Genomic DNA, 20,930 nt, shown 5'->3' with positions numbered 1-20,930 from the left:
AGACAGGTCCGGCGCGGACGGTATGCCGAACGCCGCCAGGCCGATTACCACTGGCAGGCGCCATCGGACCCGGAATGCAGGCTGCGTGCAGCTTCGTCGTTGCCGAGCGCTGCGGCGTCGCTGAGCCAGGTCTTTGCGACCGCACAGTCTTTCTGGACGCCCAGGCCGCGGGCCGTCATTTGACCGAGGTTAAACTGCGCGAGGGGAAGGCCCTGCTGCGCCGCCTTCTGAAACCATTGTGCTGCCTTTGCATAGTCAACCGCGGTGCCCCAGCCGATTTGATAGCTTTGAGCCAAAGTCAGTTCACCATAGGCAAAACCCTGCTCCGCCGATTTGCGATACCAGTCGAAGGATTCGGGTATGTCCTTTTTCGCAAACGGAATTTGGGGAAGCGTCGGGTCATATAACGTTCCCATGTAGAATTGGGCTTCCCCGTTCCCTGCGTCGGCTTGTCTCTGCAACTCGCCGAGAGCCGCGGGATCGGTATTCGCCCGATCCCGAAGCGCCTGGGGTTTGGCCGGCTCCGAAGGCGAAGGGTTGGCGGGCGGTTGCGGCTGTGGGGCAGGAATTGCCGGCGGCGGGAGCGGTGAGACGCCCGGCCAGGCGAGGGCGGCGGATCCGGCAACGATGGCAACAGCCGCCGCAATCGGCACCGCCATCAAACTGATCCGGTAAAGCGGATCTGTCTCGGCCAGATAGGTATGCGCGGCGCGTAACGGCGACATGCTGGCATCGTACAGATCGCTCATATCGACGTTTCCATGGTTTCGATCATGTGATCGATATCCGAAATCGTCACCTCGCTGAGATCGGCGCTCGGATCGGCGGAGAGCCGGATCGCCTGCATCTCGCGAACACGCTCGACCATGGTGCGCATCGAGCGGGCATTTGCCCAGTCGTCGCGGTGCATTGCGCTTGCAACCCATGGCCGGATACGCGCCTCGAAACCCGCCGGGAGTTTCAAATGCTCCTTCGCGCCAATCCGGGCGAAAATCTCGATGAGTTCGTCCTCGCTGTAGGCCGGGAAGTCGATACGCCGGGCGAAGCGGCCGGAAAGGCCAGGGTTGCTGTCGAGGAAGTGGCGCATCTTGTCCGGATATCCGGCGACAATGACGACGATCCGATCGCGGTTGTCCTCCATGAATTTGAGGATCGTCGAAATCGCCTCCTGGCCGAAATCGCTGGAGCCGCCTGCAGGGTCCGTCAAGGAATAGGCCTCGTCGATGAAAAGGATGCCGTTGAGCGCTTCCTTGCAGCGGTCGAGCGTCTTTGGTGCCGTTTGCCCGATATAGCTGCCGATCAATGACACGCGCTCGACCTGGACGACATGGCCTTTGCGGAGAGCGCCGACCGACGCGTAAATGCTCCCGAGGGTGCTGGCGACGACGGTTTTGCCGACACCCGGCGGTCCTGCAAACACCATGTGCAGGCTCATGGGGGTAACCGGGAGCCCTTCTTCGCGTCGCCGCCGTTCCACCTGCATCCGGGCACCAAGGCGGTTGATCTCCGCTTTGACGGAGCCGAGCCCGACCATCGCGTCGAGTTCGGCGATGGCGCGTTCGGCAGGGCTGGACTGGGGCTTCGGCGCCGGGACGTGCAATTCGGGCAGCGGCGCGAACGGACGCGCGGGACCGACTTGCAGGACACCGCTCGGCAGCCGCCGCGGCCAGTTCATCGCGAGCCGCAGCACGACAAAAGCCGCCGCGGCGACCGCGATCGCGGCGGCGGTCATCGCGACCCAAGGCAGGATGGCGCGTATCACGCCGGAAATCGCCGTGCCGACTCCGGGCAGGGCGGCGGTCGCCGCCGCGATGGCGACTCCGCTCACGATCGTCAGCGCGAAGGCCGCGGCAACGGGGTGGCGCTCCAGAAGGTTTCTTTTCGGGTTACTCATGGGCATCCGCCAACAGGAGTCCACCAGACCTTAATGGCTACCGGCGCCGCGATGCGAGCGGAAAAATTTGGCCGGAGCGCCATGCCAAAATTATCCGCGCTGCCCATGACGATCAACTGACCGCGTCCGGTCGAATACGGTGCCGGGAAAGGCAAGGCGACGAGGCTCGGAACTGTCGTCAGCCGGAACGGCGGAGACTGGTAGGCTCCGGACAGGATCGTTATGGTGCCGCCGTTGGTCTCGGGGCTATGCCAGATCGCGACGCGCGCCAGCGGTTCGCGGCAACGCCGCGCCTCCTCAATCAGCCGCGCTCTGTGTTCGGGCACGAGCGTGCTCGCCACTTTGTCGAGGCTTCCAGTCGGAACGACCTCAAGCTGCTGGCCGCTGCCGGAGGGTTGCACAAGCAATGGCCCGATTGCGGCGCCGGCGACGATGCCGCCTCCCGCGCCCAAGCCCAACATGATCAGGAAGCGGCGGCGCGACGTCGGCCCCGGTTCGGGGGCCTGTTCTCGAGGCGTGTAAGGCGCAGTCTCGGAGACGGTCCTACCCTCCAACGCCTGCCGTTGCAGCGGTGGCGTTACAATCGACAGCCCGCCGTGACCGTTGCCGAATTTTTATCAGCAAACGGGTTGAGGGCAAGCCTGCATTCGGGTCTCGCGGATGTTTCAAAGCGCGTCGTGTTCCGCGGCTTGGTAGCCCGCCAAATAATTACTAAAGTGATTGCCTAACTGTCTCCGTCTTGATAGTTAGGTATATGCTTAACAAATCGGCCGACCTCGACAGTTTGTTCCATGCGCTCGCTGACCCCGCCCGGCGGTCCATAGTTGAACGGTTGAGCCGTGGTCCTGCGCCTGTGAGCGAGCTGGCGCGACCGCTCACGATGTCGCTGCCATCGGTCATGCAGCATCTTGGCGTGCTGGAGGCAGCGGGACTGGTGCGCTCAGAGAAACTGGGCCGGGTGCGGACATGCTCGATTCAACCCGACACACTCAGCCTAGCGGAACAATGGATCAATGCCCGACGGCTGGAGTGGCAAGTTCGGCTCGACCGCCTAGACGAATATCTGAAGTCCATGGAAAACGGAGGAGACGATGGGCCAGTCTGATGCTGATAACACTCCGATGCTGCGGCAACCGCCGCCACTGCGCATATCCCGTACTTTCCACGCGAGGCGCGAAACGGTGTTCAAGGCGTGGAGCACCGCCGATCATGTGATGAACTGGTTCAGCCCGGAGACCTACAGCGTTCCTGATGCAAAGGTGGAGATGCGGGTCGGCGGTCCATTCGAGGTTTGTATGCTATCGCCGTCTGGAGAGAAGCATTGGTCCCGTGGCACCTTTGTTGAGGTGACTCCCCACAGCCGCCTGGTGATCGACATGCACGCGACCGACCCGCAGGGCCGCAAGCTTTTCCGTGCCTTCACCGAAGTGACATTCACGGACGTCCTTGGCGGTACTCGGATGGACGTGGTGCAAACCTATACCTTTATCGACCCGTCGATGGCCGCGCCTATGGTCGCTGGCGCCCCCGAGGGCTGGCGCACTACACTCGACAAGCTGGAGCAAGAGGTGCTGCGCATGTCGGGCGCCCAGGGCACGCATCAGCGTTCGGTCGTGCATGCCAGTTTCTACATCGAGCGTAGTTACGATGTGCCGGCGGAACGAGTGTGGAAGGCGTTGACCGACGAGGCGGCTAAGCAGAAATGGTTTGGCGCCCCTTCCGGCGCGTGGGACTTACTCGAACGACACATGGATGTGCGCGAAGGCGGACGGGAGCGAGTGAAGGGGCGATGGGAGAGCGGCGTGGTCTCTACTTTCGACGCTATCTATCATGATGTCGTCCACTGTCAGAGGCTAGTCTATAGTTATGTCATGCACCTGGATGACAAGAAGATATCCGTCTCGCTGGCCACGATGCAGCTCAAGAGAGAAGACCGAGGGACGAGACTCATGGTTGCCGAGCAGGGCGCCTTTCTCGACGGCTACGATGATGCAGGCTCACGCGAGCATGGCACCGGGTATCTTCTTGACCGACTTGGCGCGTCGTTGAGCACGTAGCGGCAACATGACTCGAAGTAAAAAGTGGGTCGCCCATATGAGAGGCAACCACGCGCCGGCGGCGGCCAAATGTCCCCCTTCGACTTTCGCGGGAATGCAATTGGTTGCCAAGAATATGCCTAACGGCCGCACGCTCAACGCTGGCGGCGCCGCAACGCTCTGAATTACAGCATCTTTTTGAAGTTTAAGGAGCTTCCGAAAAGATGGTGCCTGGAGAAGCGCTTGGTGCCTGCGGTTGCATCTGCACGTTCGTGAAAGATGTGCCGCTCAGAGCCACACTAGATTTGTCGCAACGTCTTTTTCACAAAGCGCTTGTGCAGGCATCTTAGTTTATGGGAACTACTTTGATAATTATGCCACTCTCTCCCTTGCAATTCTGAACTCCTCGCTTCAGCCAATCGACGAAATACAGATCGACGTGCTGATTCGACTGTGCCGCCTGCTGGAGCTGCGGAATTACAGCATGATCAATCACGCAATACACATCCTCTTGCGACGACGTGGGGCTCGTCTTTACGTACGCGGTCCACGTCTTGAAGAAGACGCCCTTTTGCTCGACGGCCGTTACATAGCCGGTGTGTTCTCCGCTCGCAGTCCGGTAGGGAACGACCCACAACGGAAACGAGCAGAAAAGTGCGATGACGAACAAGAGACCCAGAAACCATCCGAATAATGTACGCATAATCGTTGCTCGCTTACGCCCCAATTGTTCATCGCGCGATATAACTCTTAATACTGCTAAGAAGCCCGGCGGTCGTAAGGGTTGCTGCGCGGCTTCGCGCTCTCCGCTGCGAGCGTGGGCATCGGAGGACGTCCTTACAGTTGAGGGGTACGATTTCTCTATCAAAGAGCTTCGTACCCTCACGTACCCGCATTGTCACAGGCCGCTATGGCGAACGGCGGCCGGTGAAAATCTCGTAAGCTATTGAAATGCGTTGACTATGCGCAACGGAGGAGAACCTCGAAAGGGCCGCCTGGTGCCCTGGAGAGGACTCGAACCTCCACGGCTTTCACCACTGGTACCTGAAACCAGCGCGTCTACCAATTCCGCCACCAGGGCACTCGCGGCCCCCTCCCATAGGGGCCGCCTCCGCCTCTTGTCAATCGGGCGGCTGCCGCAATGCCGAAAAAGCCTGGCGAGAAGGCCGCGCGGCCTGTACAGGGGCGGCCCGGCTGATTAGAACAGCGGCGCGCAAGCGAGATGGGTCTGCCGCCATGAACGAAGCCGTCATGAATGAAGCAAAGAGGCGCTCCGACCGGCTGGTGACGGTCTTCGGCGGAGCGGGGTTTGTCGGCCGTTATGTCGTCCGCGCTCTGGCGAAGCAGGGCTGGCTGGTGCGCGTCGCCGTCCGCCGGCCGGACCTCGCGTTCCATCTGCAGCCGTCCGGCGGCGTCGGCCAGATCACCGCCGTCCAGGCCAATCTGCGCTATCCCGAATCGGTCGCGGCCGCTTTGCGCAATGCCGACGCTGCGGTGAACCTCGTCGGCATCCTGCGCCAGCGCGGCAAGCAGACATTCGAGGCCGTGCATCACGAAGGTGCGCGCAACGTGGCGGCGGCGGTGCGCGCCGCCGGCATCGGCAATTTCGTCCATATCTCAGCGCTTGGCGCAGATCCCGGCTCGCGCTCGGACTACGCCCGGACCAAGGCGGCCGGGGAAGCAGCAGTGCGCGAGATTTTGCCCGATGCCACAATCTTGCGGCCGTCCGTTGTTTTCGGGCCGGAGGATCATTTCTTCAACCGCTTCGCGGCGCTGGCGCGGCTTTCGCCGGTGCTACCGCTGATCGGTGGCGGCGTCACCAAGCTGCAGCCGGTCTATGCCGGCGACGTTGGCGCCGCGGTCGCGGCTGCGCTCGATGGCAAGGCCGCACCCGGCGCGATCTATGAGCTTGGCGGGCCGGAAGTGCGCAGCCTGCGCGAGATTATCGGCTTTATCCTTGCCGAGACGGAGCGCAAGCGGGCGCTTGTCTCGCTGCCCTTCGGCCCCGCAAGCGGCTTCGGCGCCATCAGCGAACTTATGGCGCAACTCACGCTCGGTCTTTTGCCGGAGGATTTTGTCCTCACCCCCGATCAGGTCAAATTGCTGCGGCAGGACAATGTCGTCAGCGCTGCCGCAACCGTCGCGCGGCGCACCTTGAACGGTCTCGGCATCGCGCCCGAATCCTTCGAGGCGCTGGTGCCGGCCTACCTCACACGCTATCGCAAGACCGGCCAATTCGCCGACCAACGCAGCGCATAAACGCCGGCCTGCGCGCCCGTATCGAAGCCGCAGGCCGCGCGCCGAACCGGACGATTCATGAAATTTACTCTGAGCTGGCTGAAGCAACATCTCGAGACGGATGCCGATCTTGCCGCGATCGTCGAGTCCCTGACCAAGATCGGCCTTGAGGTCGAGCATGTGCACGATCCCGCCGCGGCGCTGAAGGATTTCGTCATCGCGCAAGTGATCGAGGCGCGCCAACACCCCAATGCCGACCGCTTGCGCATCTGCTTCGTCGACATTGGCACCGGCGCGCCGGTGCAAGTCGTGTGCGGGGCGCCGAACGCGCGGACGGGGATGAAATCTGTCTTCGCGCCGCCCGGCGCCTACATTCCCGCCAAAGGCATCACGCTGAGCAAGGGCATCATCCGCGGCGTCGAATCCGGCGGCATGTTGTGCTCCGGCGCCGAGCTCGAACTTTCCGGTGATCATGACGGCATCCTCGATCTTCCCGCCGATGCGCCGGTCGGCGTTCTCTATGCGAAATGGGCGGCCCTCGACGATCCGCTGATCGAGATCAACCTGACGCCGAACCGGCCGGATGCCGCGGGCGTCCTCGGCGTCGCCCGCGATCTCGATGCTGCGGGCCTGGGCCAATTGAAGACGCCGCCGGTCACACCGGTCGCGGGTCAATTTCCCTGCCCGGTGAAAGTGAGCCTCGATTTCGATGCAGCCGACAGGCATCTCGCGCCGGCGTTCGCGCTGCGGCTTGTACGCGGCGTCAGGAACGGCCCGAGTCCCGAATGGCTGCAGACGCAATTGCGCGCTATTGGCCTGCGGCCGATCAATGCGCTCGTCGACATTACCAATTTCCTGACGATCGATCGCGCCCGGCCGCTGCATGTCTTCGACGCAGGTAAAGTCAAGGGCGATCTCAGCGTGCGCCGCGCCCGCGCCGGCGAAAGCCTCGTCGCGCTCGACGGCAAGACCTATCCGCTCGACGAGAATGCCGTCGTCATCGCTGACGACAATGGTGTCGAGTCGCTCGCCGGCATCATGGGCGGCGAGGCTTCGGGCTGTTCTGCCGAGACGACCGATGTACTGATCGAATCGGCTTTGTGGGACCCGGTGAACATCGCCCGCACCGGCCGCCGCCTCGGCATCAATTCCGATGCGCGCTATCGCTTCGAGCGCGGCGTCGATCCGGCGTTCACGCTGCCGGGTCTCGAACTCGCGACGCAACTCGTACTCGAATTCTGCGGCGGCGAAGCCTCCGACATCGTTCTCGCCGGCGAGATTCCCAGCACGGTGAAACGCATCACGTTTCCATGGAGCGAGGTGCGGCGCCTCGCCGGTATCGAGCTTTCGCCGTCGGAAATGGCCGCCATTCTGGAGCATCTCGGCTTTCGTCCGGCGAGCCTGCCGGGCAACAGCGATCTTGTCGTGATCGACGTGCCGTCCTGGCGGCCGGACATCGAAGGCAAAGCCGACATCGTCGAGGAAATTTTGCGTATCGCCGGGGTCGATCGCATCCCGGCGCAGCCGCTGCCGCGCGAGGATGCGCATGTCTCCGCCGCGATTTTGACGCCGCTGCAAAAGCGCGTGCGCAACGTCAAACGGGCGCTTGCCGCCAACGGCCTCACCGAGGCGGTTAGCTGGTCTTTCATCTCGCATGAGCAGGCGCTGCTCTTCGGCGGCGGCGATGAGGCTTTGGTGCTGGCCAATCCGATTGCCTCCGATCTTTCCGACATGCGGCCGAGCCTTTTGCCGGGGCATATCGCCTCGGCCAAACGCAACGCCGATCGCGGCTTCGGCGATGTGGCTCTGTTCGAAGTCGGGCCGATTTTCAAAGGTACGGCGCCCGAGGATCAGAAGACGGTGGTTGCGGGGCTGCGGCAGGGCCGGGCGCGTGTCGCTGCGCGCGGACGTCATTGGGCGGATGGCGCGTCCGATGCCGATATTTTCGATGCCAAGGCCGATGCGCTGGCCTTGCTCGGCGCGCTTGGCGTGCCGCTCGCCGGTTTGCAGATCGTGCCGGGAGGCCCGGGCTGGTTTCATCCCGGCCGCTCGGGAACCTTGCAATTCGGGCCGAAGAACATCGTCGGCTATTTCGGCCAATTGCATCCGCGCGTCCTCGCGGCGCTGGATGTCGATGCGCCGCTTGTGGGCTTCGAGATCGTGCTTGACGACATTCCGTTGCCCAAAGCCAAGCCGACCAAGACCAAGCCGAAGCTTGAGATTTCCGATCTCATGCCGGTGGAGCGCGACTTCGCCTTCCTCGCCGATCGTCATGTGAAGGCGGCGGATCTGTTGCGTGCGGTGCAATCGGCGGATCGCACCCTTATAACGGGCGCTAATTTGTTCGACGTCTACGAGGGGGACGAGATTCCGCCCGGCAAGAAGTCGATCGCTATTGCGGTCACCCTGCAGCCGCGCGATAAAACTCTCACCGATGCGGAGATTGACGCGATCGCTGCCAAGATCATCGCCGAGGTCCAGAATAAAACGGGAGCGACGCTCAGAGGATGAAGAATTTTCGACGCGCCGTCCCGCTGCTCAGTCTGCTGGGCATCGGTCTTTTCGCCGCGCCGCTCGCCGCCGCGCCCCGCTCGATCAGCGATTGCGAGAAAATCCAGGCGGCGGATGCTTATAATCAATGCCTTGCCTCCTTTGGGCCGGTCGCGCATCTGCATGGAGCCAAAGCCATGCCGGACGGCGATGATGGCGGAGAAGGCGGCGGTGGTGCTGGGGAAGGCGGAGAGGGTGGCGACGGCGGCCACTCCAGCCATCATCACCACGTGCATTACTGGCATCACGGCGCGCACCGCCACGGCCGCCAGCATATGGAGATCGAAGTCGGCGGTTCGCATACGCATCACGGGCGCGGCCACACCCGTCACACGCATCATCACGACTGAACAGTCTAGACCGGGCTCGGCCAGTGCATCCGCCAGGTGGCGAGGCCGGAAGCCGGATTGATGCCCGCCTCGCCGCGCTGGAAGCCGGCCTTTTCATAAAAGCGCAGTGCGCGCAGATTGTCGGCGTTGACGTCGAGCGTCAGCCCCTCCGGGCAGAGGCGTTGGGCTTCGCCGATCAGGAGGCGTGCCAATCCGGAGCCGAACAGCGGCGGCGCGATGGCGATCTGTTCCAGATAGGCGCGGTTGAGGTCGAGCAGGAAGAACCCCGCGGCGTCCTCTTCGGAATCATAGGCGCAGACGGTGGTGCCGCCCTGCGCCTCGATATCCGCGACGCAGCGGATGAGCCAGGAGCGGCGGGCGGCGAAATCGATCTGCGGCACGACCGCCTGCCAGGCGGCGACCCAGAGATCGGCGAGCATAGCAACATCGGCGCCGCGCGGCCCAAGCCGGTAGCGCATCTGGCCGTTGCTCTTCTGGTTTGGTGCCTCGTGCTGCGCCATCGCAACCTAATTCCCAGAACTCGCGCCTTCCTTTAATGACCGCATATGAACGAAGCCACAACGCCCGCGAAAATGCGCGCCGCCCTCCCGGCGGTGGCCCGGCTCGTCCTCGCCAATTTCCGCTCCTATGCCGCGCTCGATCTCGCCTTGGCGCCCGGCGTCCTCGTCCTGACGGGTGAGAACGGGGCCGGAAAAACCAATCTGATCGAGGCGATCTCCCTGCTTTGTCCCGGGCGCGGCCTGCGGCGGGCGGACCTTGCCGAATGCGCCCGCGCCGGCGGCCCCGGGACCTTCGCCATCTCCGCCGAAGTCACCACCCATGATGGCACAATTCAGCTCGGCACGGGAACGGAGATTCAGGCTGAGGGCAGCCCCATTCGCCGTTACCGGCTGAACCGCGAGCCTTTGGCCTCCATCCGGCCGTTCGCCGATTATCTGCGCATTGTCTGGCTGACGCCGGCTATGGACGGCCTGTTCTCCGGCCCGGCGGGTGAGCGGCGGCGTTTTCTCGACCGATTGGTGCTGGCGATCGATTCCGAGCATGGCGGGCGCGTCAATGCTTTGGAGCGCGCGTTGCGCAACCGCAACCGTTTGCTGGAAAACGGCGGCCGCGACCGGCAATGGCTCGATGCGACCGAGCGCGAAGTTGCAGAGATCGGCGTCGCCGTTGCCGCGGCACGGCAGCAGACGGTCGCCCATCTGGCGCAGGTTATTTTGCAGGACAGAGACGCCGCCTCGCCCTTTCCTTTCGCCGAATTGACGCTGAAGGGGGATGTCGAAGACTTGCTCGCCACACGGCCGGCGCTGGAGGCCGAGGACATCTACCGCGATCTGCTGCGTCAGAACCGCGGCCGCGATGCCGCCGCCGGGCGCACGCTGATTGGCCCGCATACCGCCGATCTCCTTGTCGTGCATGGGCCGAAACAGGCCGAGGCCGCACGCTCGTCGACCGGCGAGCAGAAGGCGCTGCTGATCGGCCTCGTGCTCGCGCATGCCCGGCTGGTCGCGGCGCTGAGCGGCATCAGGCCCTTCGTCCTGCTCGATGAGATCGCGGCGCATCTCGATGCCGCGCGCCGCGCCGCGCTTTACGAGCGGCTGCTGGCGCTCGAATCGCAAGTCTTCATGACCGGCGCCGACCGCGCCGCCTTCGCCGGACTCGAAGAGCGCGCGCAATTCCTGCACGTCACGCCGGGCCGCGTGGAATAGAGCGAAGCTACTTCTGACAGGTGGGGCAATAATAGGTCGCGCGGCCGGACTGGACGATGCGCTTGATCGTACCGCCGCAGCCGGGGCGCGGGCAGGGCGCGCCGGCGCGGTCGTAGACACGGAAATTATGCTGGAAATAGCCGAGATCGCCGTTGGTCTGGCGATGGTCGCGCAATGACGAGCCACCGGCCTTGACCGCTTCTTCCAGAACCTCGCGAATGGCTTTCGCCAAAAGCTCCGCGCGCGGTGACGCCGCGCCGTTCTTGCGGGCGATCGAGCCTGCGGTGCGGCGCGGGGAAAGTCCGGCGCGATGCAGCGCCTCGCTGACATAGATGTTGCCGAGGCCGGCGATGAGGCGCTGGTCGAGCAGCGCGGCCTTCAACGGCGCTTTCTTGCCGGAAAAGAGCTGTGTCAGGGCTGTGCCGTTCAGCGCCTCGCTCAACGGCTCGAGGCCGACATCGCGAAACAGCGGATGGGCGGCGAGGAGATCGCTCTTGACCAACAGCATGAAGCCGAAGCGGCGCGGATCGTTATAGGTGATGCGCTTGCCGTTCGAGAGGTGAAAGACGACGTGATCGTGCGCGGCATCCTTGCCGCGCGAATTGTGGAACAAGCCGGGTGTGTTCTCGCCCGCGTCGTCCTCGATGCGGAAAGAGCCCGACATGCCGAGATGCATGACAAGCGTCTCGCCGTTATCGAGATCGACGAGCAGATATTTTGCTCGCCGCCGCAGCGCCGTGACGGTGCGGCCGGTGAGCCGCGCTGGAAAATCCTTCGGAAAGGGAAAGCGCAAATCCGCGCGTCTTTGCTCGACGGCAGAAAACTGCGCGCCGACGAGCGCCGGGGCGAGGCCGCGGCGCACGGTTTCGACTTCGGGGAGTTCGGGCATCGGTTCCTGTTCGCTCCCCGCGGCGGGGCGATGTTCTTAGCCCGGCTGCGCCTGCGAGACCTGGCCGCGAATTTCGCCCTTGGGGTTCGCCTGTGTGTGGATGTTGAAATAGACGTTGCCGTCAAGCAGGTCTTTTTCCTGCGCCGGGGTCAATGTCGCCGCGCCGTGGATCGGGCTCGAGCCCACCGGCACCGGCACTTCGACGGGCGCTTCCTTGCCGGGTCCGGCGGGCCCATGGAAATGCGCGGCGAATGGAGCGCTGGTCAATCCCGAATAGGTGACGGTCCAGCTCAGCTTTTTCGTCGTTGTGTCGTAGGTCGCCGTCAGGCTGCCGGTGGCTTTGCTGTCGTTGGGCGGCACCTCGCTCGCGCTGCTGAGGCTGGCGAGCAATGTGTAGGTCTCGGCCGCGGCGGGCGAAAGGCCAAGAAGCAGGGCAGCGGCGAGGCCGCCGAGGGCGGTCCGGCGCGAAGGAGCGAGGCGGAGCAGGAAGGCGGTCATTCTACTCTCCGATGCTGTCGGCCCGGCGGGATTAAGCATGCCTGCAGCCGCGTTTGACGGCGGGGCGCGAAACCGGGCAATAGAGGTCAGGAGAAAGATAGGGTGCCGCGCGCTCCTTGGCCAGATTTGCTGGCGCGTTGCGAGGACGTCCCTGTCGAGTGATGCGATGTCCGAGGACGAAGTAACCCATTTCGGCTTTTCGACCGTGCCGCTGCCCGACAAGCAGCGCCGCGTCGACGCGGTGTTTCACAACGTCGCGGCGCGCTATGATTTGATGAACGATTTGATGTCGGCGGGCCTGCACCGGCTGTGGAAGGATCAACTCGTCGCCGCCGTCCATCCGTCGAAAAAGCGGCCGTTTCGTCATCTCGACGTCGCCGGCGGCACCGGCGATGTTGGCTTCCGCGTCGCCAAGGCCGGCGGCCCGCAGACGCAGGTGACGCTGCTCGACATCAACCCCGATATGCTGGCGGTCGGCCGCGCGAGGGCGGAAAAGAACGGCCTTGCTGGTAAGCTGACCTTCATCGAGGCCAATGCCGAGTCCCTGCCGTTTCCGGACAATGAATTCGACGCCTATACGATCGCCTTCGGCATCCGCAACGTGCCGCGCATCGACCTTGCGCTTTCGGAGGCGTTCCGCGTGCTGCGGCGGGGCGGGCGTTTTCTTTGCCTCGAATTCTCGCAGGTCGATGTCGCCAGCCTCGACAAGCTCTACGAGGCCTATTCATTCCGCGCCATTCCGGCGATCGGCAAATTGGTGACAGGCGACGGCGAGGCTTATCGCTATCTGGTCGAATCGATCCGCCGCTTTCCCCCGGCTGAAGACTTCCGCGTCATGATCGAGCAGGCGGGATTCGCCCGCGCCTCCTATACCAAGCTCAGCGGCGGCGTCGTCGCGATCCACTCGGGCTGGAAGCTTTGATCTTTTCCCTCGGGCATCCTCTGCGTATCGCGCGGGCCGGTTTCGTGCTTTCCCGCGCAGGCCTATTCCGCGACGTCGATATCGCAGCTTTGCCGCCGGTCGCGCGGCTGCCCTTCGCGCTCGCCAAAGCGCTTAGCAGGCGGGAGAAGAAGGGGCCGGACCTTTTGCCGGCGGCGATCAGTCGTCTCGGTCCGTCCTATGTCAAGCTCGGCCAATTTCTCGCGACGCGGCCGGATGTCGTCGGCGCGGATGTCGCACGCCGGCTCGAAGCCTTGCAGGATCACATGCCGCCTTTCCCGCAAGCGGAGGCGGTAAAGGTGGTCGAAACCGCCTTTGGGCGAAAGATCGACGAGGTTTTCGTCGCTTTCGGCCCTCCGGTCGCCGCCGCCTCGATCGCGCAGGTGCATCGCGCCCGCGTGCGCGACGCCAAGGGCGAGCGCGATGTTGCGGTGAAAGTGCTGCGGCCCGGCGTCGAACGGCGCTTTCGGCGCGATCTCTCGGATATGTATTTCGCGTCGCGAATCGGCGAACGCTGGTTTCCCGATGCCAAGAGGCTGAAGCCGATAGAGGTCGTCGATATTCTTGCCCGCACGGTGAAGATGGAGATGGATTTCCGGCTCGAAGCCGCCGCCGCCTCCGAATTCGCCGAAAATACCGAGAAGGAAAGCGACTTCCGCGTCCCGCGCGTCGATTGGGACCGCACGGAGAAGGAAGTCCTCACCGCCGAATGGATCGACGGCATTTCGCTCTCGGACACCAAGGCTCTGGCGGCGGCGGGTTTCGACTTCGCCGAGGTTGGACGCACGGTCATCCAGTCGTTCCTGCGGCATGCGGTGCGCGACGGCTTTTTCCATGCCGACATGCACCAGGGCAATCTGTTCATCGACCGGCAGGGACGGCTTACCGCCGTCGACTTCGGCATCATGGGGCGTCTCGGCCTCAAGGAACGCCGCTTTCTGGCCGAGATCATCTACGGTTTCATCACCCGCAATTACCGCCGTGTTGCAGAAGTGCATTTCGAGGCCGGCTATGTGCCCGGCTATCACAAGGTCGAGGATTTCGCTCAGGCGATCCGCGCCATCGGCGAGCCGATCCATGCCCGTACCGCGGACGAGATTTCGATGGCGCGGGTGCTCACCCTCCTGTTCGAGGTGACGGCGCTTTTCGACATGACGACGCGCACCGAACTGGTGCTGCTGCAAAAGACCATGGTCGTCGTTGAGGGCGTGGCACGGCGGCTCGACCCCAAGCTCGACATGTGGTCGACGGCGGAGCCGGTCGTTTCTGGTTGGCTGCGGGAAAATCTCGGCCCTGTCGGCAAAATCCAGGATGCCGGCCGCGCGCTCAGCGCGCTTTCGCAATTCGCCGCCAATCTCCCGGCCGTCCTGCTGCAGACGGAGAAGATTGTTTCCCAGGTCGAGAGCATGGCCGAGGACGGGTTCGAATTGTCGGAGAACGCGCTCGCCAAGCTCAGCGAGGCGCAGGCGCGCGGCGCCCGGCTCGGCCATATCGCACTTTGGCTGCTGGTTATTATATTGATTGTCTTTATCCTGCGCTGAGGCGCGGGGCAGGGAGACGTCTTTGCTGAACGGCAAACGCATTCTGCTCGTCATCGGTGGCGGCATCGCCGCCTACAAGGTGCTGGAGCTGATCCGCCGCCTGCGCGAGCAGGGCGTCGGCCTCGATGTCGTCATGACAAAGGCGGCGAAGCAATTCGTCACGCCGCTGTCGGTCGCGAGCCTCTCCGGCAGCAAGGTCTTCGACGATCTCTTCTCGCTGACGGACGAGACGGAGATGGGACACATCCAGCTCTCCCGCGCCGCCGATCTCGTCGTCGTGGCGCCGGCGACGGCCGATCTGCTCGCGAGGATGGCGCAGGGCCTTGCCGACGATCTCGCCGCGACGTTTCTGCTGGCGACGGACAAGAAAATTCTCGTCGCACCGGCGATGAACTTGCGCATGTGGCTCCATCCCGCCACGCGGCGCAATGTCGAAACCCTGCGCCGTGACGGGGTTTTGTTCGTCGGTCCGGATGAAGGCGAGATGGCCTGCGGCGAATATGGGCCGGGCCGGATGAGCGAACCGGCGGCGATCCTTGGCGCCATCGCCACGGCGCTCAATGGCGAGACGAAGATCGCGTTGCCTCCGGGCGTCGGCGCCGCGCCGGGCGAAAAGCCGCTTGCCGGCCGGCATGTTGTCGTCACCTCGGGCCCGACGCACGAGCCGATCGATCCGGTGCGCTATATCGGCAATCGCTCATCCGGCAAGCAGGGCCATGCCATCGCCGCCGCGGCGGCGGCGGCCGGGGCGGATGTCACGCTGGTCAGCGGTCCGGTGGCTCTGGCCGATCCGCCCGGTGTTACGACAGTGCATGTCGAAACCGCGGCGCAAATGGCGGCGGCGGTCGAGGCGGCATTGCCGGCCGATATTTTCATCGCTACGGCGGCGGTCGCCGATTGGCGTGTTGAAGCCGCGGCGCCGCAGAAGATCAAGAAATCCGCCGTCCTGCCGCACTTCGCGCTGGCCGAGAATCCCGACATTCTTGCCGCCGTGGCGCAGCGCCGGTCGGGCCGGCCGCGCCTTGTCGTCGGTTTCGCTGCCGAAACCGAAAGCATTCTGGCCCACGCGCGCGATAAGCTGGCGCGCAAACAATGCGATATAATCGTCGCCAATGACGTCGGCGGGGCCGAGGGTGCGATGGGCAAGGATGAGAACCAGATCACGCTGATCACGCCATCCGGGGCCGAGACCTGGCCGAAGATGCGCAAGGAGGACGTGGCGGCCAAGCTCGTCCGGCACCTGGCGCAGCTTTTGAGGGAGCGGCTCGATGCGTGAGGCGGCGCCGCGGGTCGCAGTCCGGGTTTTGCCGCATGGCGAAGGCTTGCCTTTGCCGGCCTATCACAGCGTCGGCGCGGCGGGGGCCGATCTTTGCGCGGCTTTGGCCCCGGATGAGAGAATTGTTCTTGAACCGGGCGCGCGCCACTTGATCGCGACCGGCATCGTGCTCGAATTGCCGGACGGCTACGAAGGTCAGGTGCGGCCGCGCTCGGGGATCGCGCTGCATCGCGGCGTGACCGTGCTTAACGCGCCGGGCACGATCGATTCAGATTATCGCGGCGAAGTCAGCGTGCTTTTGATAAATTGCGGGAGCGAGCCGTTCGAAATCGTGCGCGGTGCGCGGATCGCCCAGCTCGTCGTCGCGCCGGTGATGCGCGCCGTCTTTGTCGAGACGGCGAGGCTGACCGAAACCGTGCGCGGCGCCGGCGGTTACGGCTCGACGGGCCATTCGGCTTTGCAGGGAGATGACGCATGATGCTTCTATCCCGGCGCAGCGTTCTTGCGCTTGCTGCGGTCGTCGATATTGCGATCCACGCCCGGCCGCAGCCCGTTGCGGCGAAACTGCTCGCTGGCCGGCTCGGCCTGCCGCCGCGCCATCTCGAAACCTTGCTGCAGGCGCTGGTGCGCGCCGACATTCTGAAGGGCGTGCGCGGGCCGCGTGGCGGCTACGAATTGGCCCGTGAGCGCCGCCGTATCAGCGCGGCCGAAGTCGTTCGCGCCGTCGCGGTCGACGAGCCTGAGGAAGAGAAGACCGAAAACGTCTTTATCGAGACGATCATCCATCCAATTGTCTCGCGCGCGGGCGAAGCTTTCCTCGGTGATCTTGAAGGCGTGACGATCGACGATATTTGCCGCGAGGCCGGGGAGAAGAAAGTGCTCCACGACGAGGCGGCGAAGCCGGATTTTACAATTTAGTATTGTCTATTGTTTTTATATACTTCCGACGCCCCGGGAATAATGCTAGTTTTCGGCCCGGTCAGGCAGTCTGCTCTCCTGGGCCGGAGCGGGTGAGGCCAAGACCAAACAATCCATGTTGTAACGGGCCGCCGGCGGGTGCCCGCGCGACGCGTATCTGAAGAGGTGAACCATGGCACTGCAGCTTGGCGACATCGCGCCCGATTTCGAGGCCCAGACGACGGAAGGCCCGATCAAGTTCCACGATTACATCAACAATTCCTGGGCGGTGCTGTTTTCCCATCCCAAGAATTTCACGCCGATCTGCACCACGGAACTCGGCTATACGGCGAAACTGAAGCCCGAGTTCGACAAGCGCGGCGTCAAGGTCATCGGCCTCAGCGTCGATCCGCTGACTTCGCACGAGAAATGGTCGGAAGACATCAAGGAAACCCAGGGCTACGCGCTCAATTTTCCGCTGATCGCCGACCCCGAGCGCAAGGTTGCCAATCTTTATGGAATGATCCATCCCAACGCCAGCGACACGCTTACTGTCCGCTCGGTGTTCGTCATCGGCCCGGACAAGAAGATCAAGCTGAGCCTCACCTATCCGGCGAGCACGGGCCGCAACTTCGATGAGATCCTGCGGGTGATCGATTCGCTGCAATTGACCGCGAAGCACCAGGTCGCGACGCCGGTCAACTGGAAGCCGGGGGAGGATGTCATCATCGTCCCGGCCGTCTCCGACGAAGACGCGAAGAAGAAATATCCCCAGGGCTGGAAGGCGCCGCGCCCCTATTTGCGCATCGTCCCGGCGCCGCATAACTGAGGGCAGCGCCAAGGTATAAGAATGCGTGAGGGACAGCCGGACGGGCGCCTCTCACGTTTTCGGGCGAAATTTGCTATTGAGGCCGAGTCGCAGGATCGGCAGGGAGATTAAAGGGATGGCGCAGGCCGCAATCAAGGAAGCCGGAAGCGTGGCCCAGGTGCCGGGCCGCGGACGGATTTACAATTCCATCACCGAGACGGTCGGCGATACGCCGCTGGTCCGGCTCGACAAGCTCGCCAAGGAAAAGGGCGTCAAGGCCAACCTGCTTGCGAAGCTTGAGTTCTTCAATCCGATCAGCAGCGTGAAGGACCGTATCGGCCTCGCCATGATCGACGCGGCCGAAACCGCCGGCAAGATTTCGCCGGATCGTACCGTGCTGATCGAGCCGACGTCCGGCAACACCGGCATCGCGCTCGCCTTTGTCGCTGCGGCGAAGGGCTACCGGCTGATTCTCGTGATGCCGGAATCGATGTCGATCGAACGGCGAAAAATGCTCGCGCTGCTGGGCGCTGAACTGGTGCTGACTCCCGCCCCGCAAGGCATGAAGGGCGCCATCGCCAAGGCGCAGGAACTCGCCAACGCGACGACCGGTGCCTACACATTGCAGCAATTCGAGAATCCCGCGAATCCGGAGATTCACCGGCGCACGACGGCGGAGGAAATCTGGAACGACACCAAGGGCGAAGTGGATGTCTTCGTTTCCGGTGTCGGCACCGGCGGTACGCTGACCGGCGTCGCGCAGGTGCTCAAGCCGCGCCGGCCGAGCCTTCGCATCGTGGCGGTCGAGCCGGAAGATTCGCCGGTTCTGTCCGGCGGTCATCCGGGCCCGCACAAGATTCAGGGTATCGGCGCGGGTTTCGTTCCCGCGACTCTCGATCGCAGCCAGATCGACGAGGTCATCACGGTCGGCAATCAGACGGCATTCGACATCGCCCGGCTGGTCGCCCGGCTTGAGGGTGTTCCGGTCGGCATTTCCTCCGGTGCGGCCTTGGCGGCGGCGATCGAGGTCGGCACGCGCGATGAATTCGCCGGCAAGAACATCGTGGTCATCATCCCCTCCTTTGCCGAGCGCTATCTCTCGACGGCTCTGTTCGAAGGGCTCTGATAATCATTCCAGGATCGTTCCATGCGCCGGTGCGGTCTTTGCGCCGGCGCATTTGTTTTTGCTCCGCTTGACCTGCCCTCGGGGCAATGCGACACGCACGGCTCATTCCGCAACCAGCCCGTCTCATGACCGAACCCAGCCTCGAAATCCTCGGCATCGGCAACGCCATTGTCGATGTCCTCGCCCCTTGCGATGACGATTTTCTGCTCGCCCACGGCCTCAACAAGGGCGGCATGTCGCTGATCGACGAAGCGACGGCGGAAAAGCTCTATGCCGCAATGGGCCAGACCATCGTCGTCTCCGGCGGCTCGGCGGCGAATACGATCATCGGCGCCGCGGCGCTCGGCGCTCGCGCCGCCTTCATCGGCAAGGTGAAGCACGACCCGCTGGGCGACATGTTCACCCACGACATCCGGGCCGCGAAGGTTGATTTCGAGACCAAGGCGGCGACCGAAGGGCTGGCGAGCGCGCGCTGCCTCATCCTAGTGACGCCCGACGGTCAGCGCACGATGCAGACTTTTCTCGGCGCTTGTCAGGCGCTGAGTGAGACCGACATTGATGCCGCGCGCGTCGCGGCGGCGCAGATCACCTATCTCGAAGGCTATCTCTGGGACCCGCCGGCGGCAAAGGCGGCGTTTCTCAAGGCCGCCGGCATTGCCCATGCGGCGGGGCGCAAGGTGGCGCTCACCCTTTCGGACGCTTTCTGCGTCGATCGCTATCGCGACGAATTTCTTGAACTCATCCGCACACGCAGCATCGACATTCTCTTCGCCAACGAGAGCGAATTGCATGCGCTCTACCAGACGGCCGATTTCAAGACGGCGGTCGCGCAATTGCGTGACGAGGATATTCTCGCCGCGGTGACGCGCAGCGAAAAGGGCTCGCTCATCGTCACGCGCGAGGAGACGCATGCGGTGAATGCTTTTCCGATCGACACCCTCGTCGATACGACCGGCGCGGGCGATCTTTTCGCCGCCGGCTTTCTCGCCGGTCTGTCGCGCGAGCAAAGCCTGACGGATTGCGCGCGGCTCGGCGCGCTCGCGGCGGCCGAAATCATCCAGCATTATGGGGCGCGGCCGCAAACGGACCTGAAGGCGCTCGCGGCGGAAAACGGGCTGCTTTAAAGGCTTGCGTCATTGCGAGCGAAGCGAAGCAATCCAGGAACGTTGCTTTGGATTTCTGAATTGCTTCGTCGCAATCGCTCCTCGCAATGACGGCTACAGCTTCCTCAGTTCCACCGTCTGGATCGCGTGTTGCGCGTCCTTGGTGAGCACGAGGCTGGCGCGGGCGCGCGTCGGCAGAATGTTTTCGTGCAGATTGCGCAGATTGATCCGCGTCCAGATATCGCGCGCCATCGACTCGGCCTCGTTCTCCGGCATGTCCGCATATTTGCGGAAGTAGGAGCGCGGGTCGCGGAAGGCGGTCTCGCGTAGCCGCAGGAAGCGGTTGATGTACCATTGCGCGAGGTCGTTCTCGTCGGCGTCGAGATAGACGGAGAAATCGAAGAAGTCGGAGACGAAGGCGCCGGCGTGTCCATGCTTCACCGGCCGGCCGGGCTGCAGCACGTTCAAGCCTTCGACGATGAGAATGTCCGGCCGGTCGACGGTGACGAATTCGTCCGGCATGATGTCGTAGGTGAGATGCGAATAGACCGGCGCGCGGACATTGTGCGTGCCCGCCTTGATGTCCGAGAGGAAATTGATGAGCGCCGGGCTGTCGTAGCTCTCGGGAAAACCCTTCTTGTCCATCAGGCCCTCGGCCTCGAGGACGGCGTTCGGATAGAGAAAGCCGTCGGTCGTGACGAGCTGCACTTTCGGCGTATTGGGCCAGCGCGAGAGCAGCGCACGCATCACCCGCGCGAGCGTCGACTTGCCTGCGGCGACGGACCCGCCGACGCCGATGATATAGGGCATCTTGCCGTCTTCGGCGTCGAGGAAGCGCTGCGTGGCTTTGTAGAGCCCTTGCGTCGCGGCGACATAGAGCGCGAGCAGGCGCGACAGCGGCAGATAGATTTCGATGACTTCTTCGAGCGATAGCGGCTCGCTGAGCGAGCGCAGCCGATTCAGGTCGTCCAGCGTCAGCGTCAGCGGCGTGTCGGCGCGCAAAGCCGCCCATTCGCTTCGGCTGAAGCGATGATAGGGCGAGAGAACCGCCGGAGGCTGCGTGACGCGCTCGTCCATG

General features: G+C 63.7%; 21 protein-coding genes and 1 tRNA gene. 14 read left to right on the top strand and 8 right to left on the bottom strand.

Annotated elements, in window-relative coordinates:
- Positions 1 to 44: 44 nt before the first annotated feature.
- From CWB41_RS02145 to CWB41_RS02135, 3 genes are read right to left on the bottom strand one after another with little or no spacing between them, the layout of a single operon-like run.
- Positions 45 to 749, bottom strand: coding sequence for a tetratricopeptide repeat protein (locus CWB41_RS02145; RefSeq protein WP_165203927.1), 705 nt, complete (start codon positions 747 to 749; stop codon positions 45 to 47).
- Positions 746 to 1,894, bottom strand: a complete 1,149-nt coding sequence (locus tag CWB41_RS02140; protein WP_165203924.1) for an AAA family ATPase — start codon at positions 1,892 to 1,894, stop codon at positions 746 to 748. Before CWB41_RS02140 ends, CWB41_RS02145 begins: the two co-directional genes overlap by 4 nt.
- Positions 1,891 to 2,355 carry a hypothetical protein gene (locus tag CWB41_RS02135; RefSeq protein ID WP_115835633.1) on the bottom strand — a complete coding sequence of 155 codons (465 nt, stop codon included), beginning with the start codon at positions 2,353 to 2,355 and terminating at the stop codon, positions 1,891 to 1,893. Before CWB41_RS02135 ends, CWB41_RS02140 begins: the two co-directional genes overlap by 4 nt.
- 293 nt (positions 2,356 to 2,648) lie before the next feature.
- On the opposite strand from CWB41_RS02135, the gene CWB41_RS02130 reads away from it, so the two are divergent.
- Positions 2,649 to 2,999: an ArsR/SmtB family transcription factor gene (locus CWB41_RS02130; protein WP_115836326.1), complete on the top strand. Its 351-nt coding sequence runs from the start codon at positions 2,649 to 2,651 to the stop codon at positions 2,997 to 2,999.
- Positions 2,986 to 3,951 carry an SRPBCC family protein gene (locus CWB41_RS02125; protein WP_115835634.1) on the top strand — a complete coding sequence of 322 codons (966 nt, stop codon included), beginning with the start codon at positions 2,986 to 2,988 and terminating at the stop codon, positions 3,949 to 3,951. Before CWB41_RS02130 ends, CWB41_RS02125 begins: the two co-directional genes overlap by 14 nt.
- Before the next feature lie 975 nt (positions 3,952 to 4,926).
- Here CWB41_RS02125 and CWB41_RS02120 read toward each other — a convergent pair.
- Positions 4,927 to 5,011 (bottom strand) — tRNA-Leu (locus CWB41_RS02120).
- 170 nt (positions 5,012 to 5,181) lie between these two features.
- On the opposite strand from CWB41_RS02120, the gene CWB41_RS02115 reads away from it, so the two are divergent.
- From CWB41_RS02115 to CWB41_RS02105, 3 genes are read left to right on the top strand one after another with little or no spacing between them, the layout of a single operon-like run.
- The gene (locus CWB41_RS02115; RefSeq protein WP_115836327.1) at positions 5,182 to 6,189 is read left to right on the top strand and encodes a complex I NDUFA9 subunit family protein; all 1,008 of its coding nucleotides are present in this window, start codon (positions 5,182 to 5,184) and stop codon (positions 6,187 to 6,189) included.
- 57 nt (positions 6,190 to 6,246) lie between these two features.
- Entirely contained in the window at positions 6,247 to 8,679 is a 2,433-nt protein-coding gene (pheT, locus tag CWB41_RS02110) for a phenylalanine--tRNA ligase subunit beta (RefSeq protein WP_115835636.1), read from the top strand.
- Positions 8,676 to 9,068: a hypothetical protein gene (locus CWB41_RS02105; protein ID WP_115835637.1), complete on the top strand. Its 393-nt coding sequence runs from the start codon at positions 8,676 to 8,678 to the stop codon at positions 9,066 to 9,068. Before pheT ends, CWB41_RS02105 begins: the two co-directional genes overlap by 4 nt.
- 5 nt (positions 9,069 to 9,073) lie before the next feature.
- Here CWB41_RS02105 and CWB41_RS02100 read toward each other — a convergent pair whose 3' ends face one another.
- Positions 9,074 to 9,568, bottom strand: a complete 495-nt coding sequence (locus tag CWB41_RS02100) for a GNAT family N-acetyltransferase (RefSeq protein ID WP_115835638.1) — start codon at positions 9,566 to 9,568, stop codon at positions 9,074 to 9,076.
- Positions 9,569 to 9,613: 45 nt separating this feature from the next.
- On the opposite strand from CWB41_RS02100, the gene recF reads away from it, so the two are divergent.
- Positions 9,614 to 10,774: a DNA replication/repair protein RecF gene (recF, locus tag CWB41_RS02095; protein ID WP_245411182.1), complete on the top strand. Its 1,161-nt coding sequence runs from the start codon at positions 9,614 to 9,616 to the stop codon at positions 10,772 to 10,774.
- Between the two features lie 7 nt (positions 10,775 to 10,781).
- Here recF and mutM read toward each other — a convergent pair whose 3' ends face one another.
- Together mutM and CWB41_RS02085 are read right to left on the bottom strand one after the other, a co-directional pair.
- Positions 10,782 to 11,663, bottom strand: coding sequence for a bifunctional DNA-formamidopyrimidine glycosylase/DNA-(apurinic or apyrimidinic site) lyase (mutM, locus tag CWB41_RS02090; RefSeq protein ID WP_115835639.1), 882 nt, complete (start codon positions 11,661 to 11,663; stop codon positions 10,782 to 10,784).
- Positions 11,664 to 11,699: 36 nt separating this feature from the next.
- Complete coding sequence (locus CWB41_RS02085; RefSeq protein WP_115835640.1) at positions 11,700 to 12,161, bottom strand: CHRD domain-containing protein; 462 nt, start codon at positions 12,159 to 12,161, stop codon at positions 11,700 to 11,702.
- Positions 12,162 to 12,327: 166 nt separating this feature from the next.
- Between CWB41_RS02085 and ubiE the strand changes: the two genes are divergently transcribed.
- The 8 genes from ubiE to CWB41_RS02045 all read left to right on the top strand — a co-directional run bounded on the left by ubiE (position 12,328) and on the right by CWB41_RS02045 (position 19,873).
- On the top strand, positions 12,328 to 13,083 hold the full coding sequence (ubiE, locus tag CWB41_RS02080) for a bifunctional demethylmenaquinone methyltransferase/2-methoxy-6-polyprenyl-1,4-benzoquinol methylase UbiE (RefSeq protein WP_115835641.1): 756 nt from the start codon (positions 12,328 to 12,330) through the stop codon (positions 13,081 to 13,083).
- Positions 13,080 to 14,642 (top strand): 2-polyprenylphenol 6-hydroxylase, encoded by a 1,563-nt coding sequence (ubiB, locus tag CWB41_RS02075; protein WP_115835642.1) that lies wholly within the window; start codon positions 13,080 to 13,082, stop codon positions 14,640 to 14,642. Before ubiE ends, ubiB begins: the two co-directional genes overlap by 4 nt.
- Before the next feature lie 22 nt (positions 14,643 to 14,664).
- Positions 14,665 to 15,918, top strand: coding sequence for a bifunctional phosphopantothenoylcysteine decarboxylase/phosphopantothenate--cysteine ligase CoaBC (gene coaBC / locus CWB41_RS02070; protein ID WP_115835643.1), 1,254 nt, complete (start codon positions 14,665 to 14,667; stop codon positions 15,916 to 15,918).
- Entirely contained in the window at positions 15,911 to 16,396 is a 486-nt protein-coding gene (gene dut / locus CWB41_RS02065; protein ID WP_115835644.1) for a dUTP diphosphatase, read from the top strand. Before coaBC ends, dut begins: the two co-directional genes overlap by 8 nt.
- Entirely contained in the window at positions 16,393 to 16,836 is a 444-nt protein-coding gene (locus CWB41_RS02060; protein WP_115835645.1) for an RrF2 family transcriptional regulator, read from the top strand. Before dut ends, CWB41_RS02060 begins: the two co-directional genes overlap by 4 nt.
- Positions 16,837 to 17,008: 172 nt before the next feature.
- On the top strand, positions 17,009 to 17,644 hold the full coding sequence (locus CWB41_RS02055; RefSeq protein WP_115835646.1) for a peroxiredoxin: 636 nt from the start codon (positions 17,009 to 17,011) through the stop codon (positions 17,642 to 17,644).
- 115 nt (positions 17,645 to 17,759) lie between these two features.
- Positions 17,760 to 18,749: a cysteine synthase A gene (gene cysK / locus CWB41_RS02050; RefSeq protein ID WP_115835647.1), complete on the top strand. Its 990-nt coding sequence runs from the start codon at positions 17,760 to 17,762 to the stop codon at positions 18,747 to 18,749.
- A 125-nt stretch (positions 18,750 to 18,874) separates the two neighbouring features.
- Positions 18,875 to 19,873 (top strand): adenosine kinase, encoded by a 999-nt coding sequence (locus CWB41_RS02045; RefSeq protein WP_115835648.1) that lies wholly within the window; start codon positions 18,875 to 18,877, stop codon positions 19,871 to 19,873.
- A 93-nt stretch (positions 19,874 to 19,966) separates the two neighbouring features.
- Here CWB41_RS02045 and coaA read toward each other — a convergent pair whose 3' ends face one another.
- Positions 19,967 to 20,929: a type I pantothenate kinase gene (gene coaA / locus CWB41_RS02040; protein WP_115835649.1), complete on the bottom strand. Its 963-nt coding sequence runs from the start codon at positions 20,927 to 20,929 to the stop codon at positions 19,967 to 19,969.
- Position 20,930: the final 1 nt, after the last annotated feature.

The organism is Methylovirgula ligni (assembly GCF_004135935.1).
GTDB classification, from domain to species: Bacteria; Pseudomonadota; Alphaproteobacteria; order Rhizobiales; family Beijerinckiaceae; genus Methylovirgula; species Methylovirgula ligni.
Note: the sequence above shows the minus strand (reverse complement) of the source record. Positions and strands in the feature narration are given on the sequence as shown.